The sequence below is a fragment of the Citreimonas salinaria genome (genome assembly GCF_900107235.1).
Classification (GTDB): domain Bacteria; phylum Pseudomonadota; class Alphaproteobacteria; order Rhodobacterales; family Rhodobacteraceae; genus Citreimonas; species Citreimonas salinaria.
The window spans coordinates 49762-62803 of the sequence record NZ_FNPF01000008.1; the positions used below are offsets into that span (position 1 = coordinate 49762).

General features: G+C 67.7%; 10 protein-coding genes and 2 tRNA genes. 4 read left to right on the forward strand and 8 right to left on the reverse strand.

Annotated features, from left to right (window positions below):
- Positions 1 to 28 precede the first annotated feature (28 nt).
- Entirely contained in the window at positions 29 to 751 is a 723-nt protein-coding gene (gene hisA / locus BLW27_RS11405; protein ID WP_089883374.1) for a 1-(5-phosphoribosyl)-5-[(5-phosphoribosylamino)methylideneamino]imidazole-4-carboxamide isomerase, read from the reverse strand.
- A 127-nt stretch (positions 752 to 878) separates the two neighbouring features.
- Between hisA and BLW27_RS11410 the strand changes: the two genes are divergently transcribed.
- The gene (locus BLW27_RS11410; protein ID WP_089883376.1) at positions 879 to 1268 is read left to right on the forward strand and encodes a DUF2147 domain-containing protein; all 390 of its coding nucleotides are present in this window, start codon (positions 879 to 881) and stop codon (positions 1266 to 1268) included.
- Between the two features lie 56 nt (positions 1269 to 1324).
- On the opposite strand, the gene hisH is transcribed toward BLW27_RS11410, so the two are convergent.
- From hisH to BLW27_RS11430, 4 genes are all read right to left on the reverse strand, one after another.
- On the reverse strand, positions 1325 to 1960 hold the full coding sequence (hisH, locus tag BLW27_RS11415; protein WP_089883378.1) for an imidazole glycerol phosphate synthase subunit HisH: 636 nt from the start codon (positions 1958 to 1960) through the stop codon (positions 1325 to 1327).
- Between the two features lie 73 nt (positions 1961 to 2033).
- Positions 2034 to 2621, reverse strand: a complete 588-nt coding sequence (hisB, locus tag BLW27_RS11420) for an imidazoleglycerol-phosphate dehydratase HisB (protein ID WP_089883380.1) — start codon at positions 2619 to 2621, stop codon at positions 2034 to 2036.
- A 90-nt stretch (positions 2622 to 2711) separates the two neighbouring features.
- Positions 2712 to 2786: transfer RNA gene (locus BLW27_RS11425), tRNA-Gly, on the reverse strand.
- 21 nt (positions 2787 to 2807) lie between these two features.
- Positions 2808 to 2882, reverse strand: a tRNA-Gly gene (locus BLW27_RS11430).
- Between the two features lie 274 nt (positions 2883 to 3156).
- On the opposite strand from BLW27_RS11430, the gene BLW27_RS11435 reads away from it, so the two are divergent.
- Positions 3157 to 3474 (forward strand): hypothetical protein, encoded by a 318-nt coding sequence (locus tag BLW27_RS11435; protein ID WP_089883382.1) that lies wholly within the window; start codon positions 3157 to 3159, stop codon positions 3472 to 3474.
- Between the two features lie 121 nt (positions 3475 to 3595).
- On the opposite strand, the gene BLW27_RS11440 is transcribed toward BLW27_RS11435, so the two are convergent.
- Positions 3596 to 7039, reverse strand: a complete 3444-nt coding sequence (locus tag BLW27_RS11440; protein WP_089883384.1) for a pyruvate carboxylase — start codon at positions 7037 to 7039, stop codon at positions 3596 to 3598.
- 145 nt (positions 7040 to 7184) lie between these two features.
- Positions 7185 to 8396: an alpha-hydroxy acid oxidase gene (locus BLW27_RS11445; RefSeq protein ID WP_089883386.1), complete on the reverse strand. Its 1212-nt coding sequence runs from the start codon at positions 8394 to 8396 to the stop codon at positions 7185 to 7187.
- 145 nt (positions 8397 to 8541) lie between these two features.
- Between BLW27_RS11445 and BLW27_RS11450 the strand changes: the two genes are divergently transcribed.
- Positions 8542 to 11019 carry an ATP-dependent helicase gene (locus BLW27_RS11450; protein WP_089883388.1) on the forward strand — a complete coding sequence of 826 codons (2478 nt, stop codon included), beginning with the start codon at positions 8542 to 8544 and terminating at the stop codon, positions 11017 to 11019.
- A 304-nt stretch (positions 11020 to 11323) separates the two neighbouring features.
- On the opposite strand, the gene BLW27_RS11455 is transcribed toward BLW27_RS11450, so the two are convergent.
- The gene (locus BLW27_RS11455) at positions 11324 to 11785 is read right to left on the reverse strand and encodes an Lrp/AsnC family transcriptional regulator (protein ID WP_089883390.1); all 462 of its coding nucleotides are present in this window, start codon (positions 11783 to 11785) and stop codon (positions 11324 to 11326) included.
- A gap of 132 nt (positions 11786 to 11917) precedes the next feature.
- Between BLW27_RS11455 and hppD the strand changes: the two genes are divergently transcribed.
- Positions 11918 to 13015, forward strand: coding sequence for a 4-hydroxyphenylpyruvate dioxygenase (hppD, locus tag BLW27_RS11460; protein ID WP_089883392.1), 1098 nt, complete (start codon positions 11918 to 11920; stop codon positions 13013 to 13015).
- Positions 13016 to 13042: the final 27 nt, after the last annotated feature.

Below are 13042 nucleotides of genomic sequence, written 5' to 3' on the forward strand. Positions count from 1 at the left end.
AGGCGGGAACGGGGCCGAGGGAAAGGGGTCAGCCGCGCAGGGCGGCCATCGCCTCGGCCAGGTCCAGCGCACCGTCGTAGAGCGCCCGCCCCGAGATCGCGCCGTCCAGCCGCGCGCCGCAATCGCGCAGCGCCACCAGGTCCGCGACCGAGGACACGCCTCCGCTCGCGATCACCGGGATCGACACCGCCCGCGCCAGCGCCGCCGTCGCTTCGACGTTGGGGCCCTGCATGGCGCCGTCGCGCTCGATGTCGGTGTAGATGATCGCGGCGACGCCCGCGTCCTCGAAGGAGCGCGCGAGATCCGTCGCCATCACCTCGGTCGTCTCGGCCCAGCCCTTGGTCGCCACGCGGCCCGCGCGCGCGTCGATGCCGACGGCGACCTTGCCGGGGAAGGCGCGCGCCGCCTCGCGCACCAGCGCGGGGTTTTCCACCGCCACGGTTCCCAGGATCACCCGCGCCAGGCCCTTGTCCAGCCACGCCTCGATCGTCGCCATGTCGCGGATGCCGCCGCCCAGCTGCGCGGGCACCTGCGTGCGCGCCAGGATCGCCTCGACCGCGGCGGCGTTCACCGGCGTACCGGCGAAGGCGCCGTTCAGGTCCACCAGGTGCAGCCATTCGCAGCCGGCGTCGACGAAGGCCTGCGCCTGCGCGGCGGGGTCGTCGTTGAACACGGTGGCCTTGTCCATGTCGCCGCGCAGCAGGCGCACGGCGTGTCCGTCCTTCAGGTCGATCGCCGGGTAAAGGATCATGGTCGCGCGCCCTCTCTGGTGTCGCGCCGCGTTACCCAATGGCCCCGGCCGATGCAAGCGACCCCGCGTCACGCTTGCCCGGTCACCGGCCGACCGCCATCGTTTTTGGCATCATGGGAGGAAACCAATGAAGAAGATCCTGATTCTGGCCGCCGGCGCCGTCATGGCCGCAAGCGCAGCCCTCGCCGACCCGCTGCTGGGCACCGCCTGGAAGACCGAAGTCGACGACGGCTCTTACGCGCATATCCGCATGGCGCCCTGCGACGGCAAGATCTGCGGCGTGATCGAGCGCACCTTCAACGCCCAGGGCGAATACAAGTCCCCCAACCTCGGCAAGGTGCTGGTGATCAACATGGTCCCGCAGGGCGACGGCCGCTACGAGGGCAAGGTCTGGCGCCCGTCGAACGACAAGGTCTATCTCGGCCGGATGGCGGTGGTGGGCGACACGATCGAGCTCAAGGGCTGCGTCGTGGGCGGCCTTATCTGCTCCAGTCAGACCTGGACGAAACTGGACTAGGCCGAAACCGGACCGGGCCGGCGCCGGCCCGTGCACGCCGCACGGGCCGCGTTGCCTCAGGGCTTCCAGCGCAGGAAGTTCTCGATCATCTTCAGCCCCGTGGGGCCGCTCTTCTCGGGGTGGAACTGCAGGCCCATCCGCGTCTCGCTGGCGACGATGGCGGTGACGTCCTCGCCGTAATCCACGTGCGCCATACGCTGCGTCAGGTCGGCCAGCCGCATCTGGTAGGAATGCACGAAATAGGCGTGGTCGCCGGTCTCGATCCCGTCCAGCACCGGGTGCGGGTGGTCGATCACCAGGTCGTTCCAGCCCATGTGCGGCACCTTCAGCGCCGGGTCCGTCGGCACGATGCGCAGGATCTCTCCGTCGATCCAGCCCAGGCCCTCGGTCTCGTGGTATTCATGACCCATGCGCGCCATCAGCTGCATGCCGACGCAGATGCCCAGGAAGGGCCGGCCACGCACCTCGACCGCCTCGACCATCGCCTCGAAGCAGCCCGAGTTGCGCAGCGCGCGCGCGCAGGCCGGGAACGCCCCGTCGCCGGGCAGCACGATGTGGTCGGCGCGCGCCACGTCCTCGGCGCGGGTGGTCACCACGACCTCGCCCTCGCCAATTTCGCGGGCGACGCGCTCGAATGCCTTGTTGGCCGAGTGCAGGTTGCCGCTTTCGTAGTCGATGATCGCCGTCAGCATGTCGTCTTCTTCTGTCCTGGAAACTATTGGGGCGAATGGCGCCGCAGGCGCCGGCGGGGCAGTGCCCTTCGACCTACAGCGCGCCCTTGGTCGACGGAATCGCGTCGGCCTTGCGCGCGTCGGTCTCGACCGCCTCGCGCAGCGCGCGTGCCACGGCCTTGAACGCCGCTTCGGCCACGTGGTGCGCGTTGATCCCGTCAAGGCAGGCGACGTTCAGGGTGATCCCGCCATGCGTCGCGAAGGCCTGGAAGAACTCGCGCACCAGTTCGGTGTCGAAGCTGCCGATCCTGGCGGCCGCGAAATCCACCTTCCACACAAGGTAGGGCCGTCCCGACAGGTCCAGCGCCGCGCGCACCAGCGCGTCGTCCATCGGCAGCAGGCAAGAGCCGTAGCGCCGGATCCCGCGCTTGTCGCCCAGCGCGCGCGCCAGCGCCTGGCCCAGCGCGATACCGGTATCCTCGACCGTGTGGTGGTCGTCGATATGCAGGTCGCCCTCCGCCCGCACGGTCATGTCGATCAGCGCGTGGCGCGACAGCTGGTCCAGCATGTGGTCGAAGAACCCCACGCCGGTGCGGTTGTCGTAGACGCCGGTCCCGTCGAGGTCGATCGTCACCGAGATGTCGGTCTCGGCGGTCTTGCGGGTGATTTCAGCGCGGCGCATCGCCACCTCCTGCCTGTCCGGGTGCCTTATAGGCGGCGGATCGCAGGGGGGAAAGCCGGTAGTGGAAGCGCTGTCGTGAAGGAAGTCCGATGGAGCGGGCGAGGCGATTCGAACGCCCGACCCTAACCTTGGCAAGGTTATGCTCTACCCCTGAGCTACGCCCGCATGCCATCGGTCCGACCAAACTGGAGCGGGCGAGGCGATTCGAACGCCCGACCCTAACCTTGGCAAGGTTATGCTCTACCCCTGAGCTACGCCCGCATGCCAGTTGGTGAGCGCGGATGTATCGCCGCCCGCGCCGGCGTGCAAGGGGAAAATTTGCGCGGGCACCGCGACAGTGCGCGTGCCGCCCCGCGCCTGATCCATGCGACGGCAGGGCAGGGCGGCGCGGCGTCGACGGCCGCAGGCGGAAACCAGCGCGCGGCGTCGGCTAGGGCCTCGGCCAGGGAAAATCGCACGCAACGGTTGGACCGCCCGGGCGTTTCCTCAGCGAGCTTGACCGCAAGGTCCGCAGATCAGAAAGAGGACAACGAGCATGCAGTTCCAGTTCAACACCGACAACCACATCCAGGGCGACGACAATCTGGCCGACAAGGCCGAATCCACCGTCACCGGCGCGCTGGGGCATCTGACGGATCGTCTCACGCGGGTCGAGGTGCATCTGGCCGACCTGAACGGCGCAAAGGGCGGTTCCGATGACATCCGGTGCACGATCGAGGCGCGCCCCGAGGGGATGCAGCCGCACACCGTCACGCACAAGGACGCCGACATCGACGCGTCCCTGCGCGGCGCCGGCAAGAAGCTGCGCACGCTGCTGGAAAGCGAGTTCGGCAAGCTGGACAAGCGCCGCTGACCGCGCGCCGGCCACCGGATTCACCGCGCCCGGCTTCGGCCGATCGTTAACGCGCGGTGAGTCCGTCTCTGTAACCCATTGATTCTTCGTGGGCGAAGGGGTGTCCCACCGTGGGACACCCTCATTCCAGCTCGATCAGCAGGTCCTTGGCATCGATCTGCCCGCCCGGCTGGATGTGGATCGCCTTGACCGTCCCGTCCCGCTCGGCATGCAGGCCGGTCTCCATCTTCATCGCCTCGATGGTCAGCAGCATGTCGCCTTCCTTGACCGTCTGGCCCTGCTGGACCACGACGCTGGCCACCACGCCGGGCATCGGCGCGCCCACGTGGTTCGGGTTGCCCAGCTCGGCCTTGGGCCGCGCGCCGCTGACGGCCTTGGCCTTGCGGTCGGCCACCCGGATCGTGCGCGGCTGGCCGTTCAGTTCGAAGAAGACCCGCACCTCGCCGTCGTCCTGGGTGTCGCCCACCGCCTGCAGGCGGATCTCCAGCGTCTTGCCCGGGTCGATCTCTGCAGAGATCTCGTCGCCCTGTTCCATGCCGTAGAAGAAGGTCGGCGTCGGCAGCACCCGCACGGGCCCGTAGGTCTCGTGGCGGCGGGCGTAGTCGAGGAAGACCTTGGGATACATCAGGTAGCCGGCGAGATCCTCGTCGTCGATCTCGCGCCCGTCCAGCGCCTTCGACGCCTCGGCGCGCGCCTCCTCGATGTCGACGGGCTTGGCGTGCTTTCCGGGCCGGTCGGTGAAGGGCTTCTCGTCCTTCAGTACCTTCTTCTGGATCGCCTTCGGCCACCCGCCCGGCGGCTGGCCGAGATTGCCGCGCATCATGTCGATCACCGAATCCGGAAAGCTCAGGTCGCGGTCCGGGTCCTCGACCTCGGCGCGGGTCAGGCCCTGGCTGACCATCATCAGCGCCATGTCGCCCACCACCTTGGACGACGGCGTGACCTTCACGATGTCGCCGAACATCCGGTTCACGTCGGCATAGGTCTGCGCCACCTCGTGCCAGCGCTCTTCCAGCCCCAGGCTGCGCGCCTGCGCCTTTAGGTTCGTGAACTGCCCGCCGGGCATCTCGTGCAGGTAGACCTCGGACGCCGGCGCCTGCTGGGCCGATTCGAAGGCGGCGTACTGCCCGCGCACGGCCTCGAAGTAGTTGGAGATCGCGCGGATCGCGCCGATGTCCAGCCCGGTGTCGCGCTCGGTGTGGCGGAACGCCTCGACGACCGAGCCCAACGTCGGCTGGCTGGTGTTGCCCGACAGCGCGTCCATCGCGGCATCGACCGCGTCGACGCCCGCATCGGCGGCGGCGATGATCGTGGCGATGGCAGCGCCGCTGGTATCATGCGTGTGGAAGTGGATCGGCAGCCCGACCTCGTCCTTCAGCGCGCGCACCAGCGGGCCGGCGGCGGGCGCCTTCATCAGCCCCGCCATGTCCTTGAGGCCGAGGACGTGCGCGCCCGCGTCACGCAGCTCCTTGCCCATCGCCACGTAATATTTCAGGTCGTATTTCGCGCGGTCGGGGTCGAGGATGTCACCGGTGTAGCAGATCGTGCCTTCCAGCACCTTCCCGCTGTCCAGAACGGCGTCCATCGCCACGCGCATGTTCTCGACCCAATTGAGGCTGTCGAACACGCGGAACACGTCGACGCCGGACTCGGCGGCCTGACGCACGAAGAACTGCACCACGTTGTCGGGATAGTTGGTGTAGCCCACCCCGTTGGCGCCGCGCAGCAGCATCTGGGTCATCACGTTGGGCAGCCGCTCGCGGATGTCGCGCAGGCGCTGCCACGGGCATTCCTGCAGGAAGCGGTAGGCGACGTCGAAGGTGGCACCGCCCCAGCATTCGACGCTGAACAGCTGCGGCAGGTTGTGCGCGTAGGCGGGCGTCGCGCGGATCATGTCGATCGAGCGCATGCGCGTGGCCAGCAGAGACTGGTGCCCGTCGCGCATCGTGGTGTCGGTGATCAGCAGCTGCTTTTGCGCGGCCATCCAGTCGGCCACCGCCTGCGGACCCTTGTCCTCCAGCAGGGTGCGCGTGCCGGGGGCGGGCGATTCCGCACGCAGGTCGGGCATGCGCGGCGGCTTCAGGTCGGCAGCGGGGCGCGGGCGGCCCTCGACCTCGGGGTGGCCGTTGACGGTGATGTCGGCGATGTAGGTCAGCACCTTGGTGCCGCGGTCGCGCCGCTTGGCGAAGGTGAACAGCTCGGGCGTGGTGTCGATGAACCGGGTGGAATACTGGTTGGTGCGGAAGGTCTCGTGCCGCAGCAGGTTGATGACGAACTCGATGTTCGTGGTCACGCCGCGGATGCGGAATTCGCGCAGCGCGCGGTCCATCCGGGCGATCGCCTTTTCCGGCGTCTGCGCCCAGGCGGTGACCTTCACCAGCAGCGAATCGTAGAACCGGGTGATGACGCCGCCCGCGTAGGCCGTCCCGCCGTCCAGCCGGATGCCCATACCGGTCGCGGCGCGGTAGGCGGTGATGCGGCCGTAATCGGGGATGAAGGTGTTCTGCGGATCCTCGGTGGTGATCCGGGTCTGCAGCGCGTGGCCGTTCAGGCGGATATCGTATTGCGATGCCTTGCCGGTCGCCTCGGCAAGGCTCTTGCCCTCGGCGATCATGATCTGCGCCTGCACGATGTCGATGCCGGTCACTTCCTCGGTGACGGTGTGTTCGACCTGGACGCGCGGATTGACCTCGATGAAGTAGAATTCGCCCGAATCCATGTCCATCAGGAACTCGACCGTGCCGGCGCATTCGTAGTTCACGTGGGCGCAAATCTTGCGGCCAAGCTCGCAGATCTCCTCGCGCTGGGCTTCGGACAGGTAGGGCGCGGGGGCGCGTTCCACGACCTTCTGGTTGCGCCGCTGGACCGAGCAGTCGCGTTCGTAAAGGTGGTAGATGTTGCCCGCCTTGTCGCCGAGGATCTGAACCTCGACGTGGCGGGCGCGCTGGATCATCTTCTCGAGATAGCCTTCGCCGTTGCCGAAGGCGGCCTCGGCCTCTCGCCGGCCTTCCAGCACCTTCTCCTTCAGCTCGTCCGGGCCGTTGATCGGACGCATGCCGCGCCCGCCGCCGCCCCAGGATGCCTTGAGCATCAGCGGATAGCCGACCTTATCGGCCTCGCGCGCGATGGCGTCGAAATCGTCGCCCAGCACCTCGGTGGCGGGGACGACGGGCACGCCGGCCTCGATCGCCACGCGCCGTGCGCTGGCCTTGTCGCCGAGCGCGCGCATCGTCTCGGCCCGCGGACCGATGAAGGTGATGCCGGCCTCGTCGCAAGCGTCGACGAATTCGGGGTTTTCGGACAGCAGGCCATAGCCGGGGTGGATCGCGTCGGCGCCGCTGGCTTTGGCTACACGGATGATCTCGGGGATCGACAGGTAGGCCTGCACGGGGCCGAGGCCTTCGCCGATGCGGTACGCCTCGTCTGCCTTGAAGCGGTGCAGGCCCAACTTGTCCTCTTCGGCGTAGACGGCGACCGTCTTCTTTCCCATCTCGTTGGCCGCGCGCATGATGCGGATGGCGATCTCGCCGCGGTTGGCGATGAGGATCTTGGAAAAGCTGGTCATTGACGTCTTCCCGGCCTGGGGCCCCGCGAACGGCGCGGAGCAAGGGGTTCCTGAGATACCGGCCCGCACGGGGTCGGTGCTCGTGTTTGCGGCGGTGCAGCGTCGCGGACTTGGCGATGCTGCATCGCGGCGATGTTAGCGGCAATCAGCCGCTGTGCAACCCATCGGCACCGGCACCCGGATTCCGCGCGCCGCCAGCGATCGCCAAGTCGGGGAAGTCGCCCCGCCACAGCCTCGCGGCCAGGTCCGTCATCCGGTGCGCCCCGATCTGGGCCATGTTCAGGCGCATGTCCTCGGTCAGGATGTGGTGCAGATGCGCCGGCCCGCGTTCGGCCAGCGCCCCCAGCGCGTAGTGCCACGCCCGCCCCAGCATCACGAAATCCGCCCCCAGCGCCAGCGCGCGCAGCACGTCCACGCCCGACGCGACCCCGCTGTCGAAGATCAGCGGCGTGTCGGGCAGGGCGGCGCGCATCCCCGGCAGCACGTCCAGAGAAGCCGGGCCGGGCTCGAACTGCCGGCCGCCGTGGTTCGATATCCAGATTGCGTCGACACCTTCGTCCATCAGGCGGCGACCGGACACCGGGTCCATTACGCCCTTCACGATCATCGGTCCGTCCCATTCCTCGCGCAGCGCGCGCAGGGTGTCCCAGTCGGGCGCACCGCGGATCACGTGGCCGGCATGGGCCGTGCTGTCGCGCGAAGCGCGGTCGCCGACATAGCTTTCGGGCAGGCGGATGCGCGGTTCGCCCACGCGCCATGTGCCAAGCGCCCACCGGGGACGGGTCGCCACCTCCCACACCACGCGTGGTGTGATCCGGGGCGGCAGGGTCAGCCGCGCGCGACGTTGACGTTCGCGTCGCGAATCGTCGGGAACGTCGACGGTGAAGACCAGTGTCGAGAAGCCGGATGTCCTGGCGCGCGCCAGCATGTCGCGGCGAATCTCGGGGTCGCGCGGGCAGTACAACTGGAACCAGCCGCGCCCGCCGGTCAGCGGGCCGATATCCTCGGGCAGGCGCGTGGCGACGGTGGACAGCGCGTAGGGAATGCCGACCTCGTGCGCGAAGCGCGCCAGCATCGCCTCGGCTCCCGGCCAGATCAGCCCGGACATGCCCAGCGGCGCGATTCCGTAGGGGCGCGACCAGTTCTCGCCCAGGAACTGCGTGGCGAAATCCGGCGCGACCTCGCCCGGCAGGATGCCGGGCAGGAACCGCACCGCGTCCAGCGCCGCGCGGTTGGCGGCCACCTGAAGCTCGCGCCCGGTGCCGCTGTCGAGGTATTCGAATGCGAAATGCGGGATGCGCCGGCGCGCGGCGCGGCGCAGGTCGGACACGGCGGGATAGTCGAGATCGAGAGTCATCCGCGTACTCATGCCCGCCCGCGCGCATTTGTCCATGCCCGCAACACGCCGCGCCGAAGGCGTTTTCGCCGATCTGGCGAAATGGGTCGGAACAAGACGGGAACACACGCTTTCCATCCGGCCGCGCAGGGGCTAGATTGGAGGCATGAGCAGCTTCGACGACATGGACGCCTTCGAGGGCGCCTCGCTGTCCGCGCGCGCGATGGCGGCGCGGCCTGCGCCGTACCTGGACGGCCTCAATCCGGCGCAACGCCAGGCGGTCGAGACGCTGGACGGCCCCGTCCTGATGCTGGCAGGCGCGGGCACCGGCAAGACCCGCGCGCTCACTGCGCGGATCGTGCACCTGCTGTCGACCGGCCGCGCTCGACCGAACGAGATCCTGGCCGTGACCTTCACCAACAAGGCCGCGCGCGAGATGAAGAACCGCGTGGGCCAGATGCTGGGACAGCCTGCCGAGGGGATGCCCTGGCTGGGCACGTTCCACGCCATCTGCGTCAAGCTGCTGCGCCGCCACGCCGAACTGGCGGGGCTGAAGTCGAACTTCACGATTCTGGACACAGATGATCAGAAACGGACTTTGAAGCAGCTACTTCAAGCTTATGAGATCGATGAGAAACGGCATCCGCCGCGAGCAATTGCTTCGCTCTTTGATCGTTGGAAAAACAATGCGTGGACCCCCGACAGAGTGCCTGCGAAAGAGGACTCAGAATTGTGGGGAGAGCGGCTTTACTCGTCTCAGGAAATTTCTTCAGCAACTAGGTCTTACGAGTTCAGGTCGCGAAATTGGGAAAGTGGCGCAGTAGGCCGTCGGTTAGTTACTGCGGTTGAGCTGTATGGGATGTACCAGGCCCGTCTGAAAGAACTGAACGCCTGCGACTTCGGCGACCTGCTGCTGCACATGGTCACGATCTTCCGCAACTATCCCGACGTGCTCGAAAAATACCAGCGCTGGTTCCGGTACATTCTTGTCGACGAGTACCAGGACACGAACGTGGCGCAGTACCTGTGGCTGCGCCTGCTGGCGCAGGGGCATCGCAACATCTGCTGTGTGGGTGACGACGATCAGTCGATCTATGGCTGGCGCGGCGCGGAGGTGGGCAACATCCTGCGCTTCGAGAAGGATTTCGAGGGCGCGCACGTGGTGCGGCTGGAACAGAACTACCGCTCGACCCCGCATATCCTCGCCGCCGCGTCGAACGTCATCCGCGGCAACGAAAGCCGGCTGGGCAAGGAGCTGTGGACCGACGCCGCCGAGGGCGAGAAGGTGCGCCTGATCGGCCACTGGGACGGCGAGGAAGAGGCACGCTGGATCGGCGAGGAGATCGAGTCGATGCAGAACGGCACGCGCGGAATGCGGCCGTTCAGCCTCGACGACATGGCGATCCTCGTCCGCGCGTCGCACCAGATGCGCGCCTTCGAGGACCGCTTCCTGACGATCGGGCTGCCCTACCGCGTGATCGGCGGCCCGCGCTTCTACGAGCGGATGGAGATCCGGGACGCGATGGCCTACTTCCGGCTGGTCGTCTCGCCCGCCGACGATCTCGCGTTCGAGCGCGTGGTGAACACGCCCAAGCGCGGCCTCGGCGACAAGGCGCAGCAGACGATCCAGCGCATCGCGCGCGACAACGGCGTGTCGCTGCTGGACGGTGCGGCGCTGGCGGTCGAGCAGGGCGCGATCAAGGGCAAGGGTGCCGCCGCGCTGCGCGAGCTTGTCGCCGGTCTTGCCCGCTGGGGCCGGATGACCGGCGACAAGGACCTCTCGCACATGGAACTGGCCGAGATCGTGCTGGACGAATCCGGCTACACGGCGATGTGGCAGAACGACAAGACGCCCGAGGCGCCGGGTCGGCTGGAGAACCTGAAGGAACTCGTGAAGGCGCTGGAAGGCTTCGAGAACCTGCAGGGGTTCCTCGAGCATGTCAGCCTGGTGATGGACAACGAATCCGACGAGGCCGGTGCGAAGGTCAGCATCATGACGCTGCACGCGGCCAAGGGGCTGGAATTCCCGGTCGTCTTCCTGCCGGGTTGGGAGGACGGGTTGTTCCCGTCGCAGCGCTCGATGGACGAGTCGGGCGTGAAGGGCCTCGAGGAGGAGCGCCGGCTGGCCTATGTCGGCATCACCCGGGCCGAAGAGGTCTGCACCATCTCGTTCGCGGGCAACCGGCGGGTGTTCGGGCAGTGGCAGTCGCAGATGCCCTCGCGCTTCGTGGACGAGTTGCCGGCAGATCATGTCGAGGTGCTGACCCCGCCGGGTCTGTATGGCGGCGGCTATGGCGCAAGCGGCATGGCGGCGGGCGCGTCGCCGGTGATGCGGACGGCCGCGGAATCGGACCTTCAGGACAAAGCCAGCCGCGCCGACGTCTACAACTCGCCCGGATGGCGGCGGCTGCAGGAACGCTCGGCCCAGCGGCCGGTCAGCCAGCCGCGCGAAAGCCGCCACCAGGTGATCGACCTCGAGGCGGTCAGCGCCTTCTCGGTCGGAGAGCGGGTGTTCCACCAGAAATTCGGCTACGGCGCCGTGGCCGGAATCGAGGGCGACAAGCTGGAGATCGCCTTCGAGAAGGCGGGCACGAAGAAGGTGGTGGCGCGCTTCGTGACGGCGGCGGACGACGTGCCGTTCTAGGCGTGTCCCACGGTGGGACATGTTTCGCCCCACGGGAAATCAACGGGTTACAGAGGCGGATTCAGGATTCGTCAACCTTCGGGCCGGATCTGAGTGGCCCCGCGCCGGTGCCGAATGTGGCTGTCGCCCTTGCGGCCGGTGTGCGTGAGCGCGGGCTCCGGCCGACCGGCAGCGGCGTCTTCTGTTCATGGTGCCCCGCTGGCGGAGGTGCGTGCCGGAAACCGTGACGGTTTCCGCGCCGCAGCCGCCGGGCGCCGGACTGGCCGCAGGACGAACGGGGAAAGCCCCCTGCAGCCCGTCGCGTTCACTCGATCGGCAGGGGCGAATCCGCCTTGGGCTGGTTCATCACGATCTGGCTGTGCACCCGCGCCACCAGCGGGTTGGCCAGAAGGTCCTCGTGGATCAGGCGGTTGAGCGCCTGCAGGTCCCGGCACCAGACGCGCAGCAGGTAATCGGCCTCGCCGGTCATCGTCCAGGCCGAGGTGATCTCGGCCCGGGTGTCCAGCAGCCGGGCGAATTCGCGCGCCTGTTCGGCGCCGTGGCGCGACAGTTGCACCTGGACGAAGGCCTGCACCGCGAGGCCCAGCCGTTCCGGGGCAAGCGCCGCGCGGTAGCCCTCGATGATGCCGGCCGCCTCGAGCCGCTGTCGGCGCCGGCCGGCCTGACTGGGCGACAGGTTCAGCCGGGCGCCCAGATCCTGCGCCGTGGCCTGCCCGTCGCGTTGCAGGGCGTCGAGAAGCGCGATGTCCACCGAGTCGAGATCCATGCGGATACTTCGCACGAACAGGCGTCCGGACGCAATCGCGTCGCATCCGGCGTCAGAATCGACACGCCAATGCGCAGCAGCCGCGTGCGGGCCAACATATATCTGTTCCAAATCCAGACAGGAGGAGAGACCATGGGCCCGTTCCCGCACGACGCCCCCCAGGCGAAGATCACCGACGAGAACCCCGCCGGCACCGACGGCTTCGAGTTCGTCGAGTTCGCGCATCCCGAGCCGCAGGAGCTGCGCGACCTCTTCGCAAAGATGGGCTACGAGCATGTCGCCACGCACAAGACCAAGGCGGTCGAGCTTTGGCAGCAGGGCGACATCACCTACGTCCTCAACGCCGAGCCGGGCAGCTTCGCCGCCCGCTTCGTCGAGGAGCACGGCCCCTGCGCGCCGTCGATGGCGTGGCGCGTGGTCGATGCCGAGCATGCCTTCGAGCACGCGGTGAAGAACGGCGCCGAGCCTTACGAGGGCGACGACAAGACCGTCGACTGGCCCGCGATCAAGGGGATCGGCGGCAGCCTGATCTACTTCACTGACCAGTACTACGACACCTCGCCCTACAACGACGAGTTCGACTGGATCGCGCAATCCAAGCCGCGCGGCGTCGGCTTCTGGTATCTCGACCACCTCACGCACAACGTGTTCAAGGGCAACATGGACACGTGGTTCCGCTTCTACGGCGACCTGTTCAACTTCCGCGAGATCCGCTTCTTCGACATCTCGGGCAAGTATACCGGCCTGACCAGCCGTGCGCTGACGTCGCCCTGCGGGCGCATCCGCATTCCGATCAACGAGGACCGGGACGAGAAGGGCCAGATCGTGGCCTATCTCAAGAAGTACAACGGCGAGGGCATCCAGCACATCGCCGTGGGCGCGCGCGACATCTACGAGGCGACCGACAGGATCGCCGAGAACGGCATCCGGTTCATGCCGGCACCGCCCGACACCTATTACGACATGAGCTTCGACCGCGTGACCGGCCACGACGAGCCGATCGACCGCATGAAGAAGCACGGCATCCTGATCGACGGCGAGGGCGTGGTCGACGGGGGCGAGACGCGCATCCTGCTGCAGATCTTCTCGAAGACGGTGATCGGGCCGATCTTCTTCGAGTTCATCCAGCGCAAGGGCGACGACGGCTTCGGCGAGGGCAACTTCAAGGCGCTGTTCGAATCGATCGAGCGCGAGCAGATCGAGAGCGGAGAGTTGTCCGAGGCCGAGTGACGATTGCGGCGGGCGGCGCTAAGGACG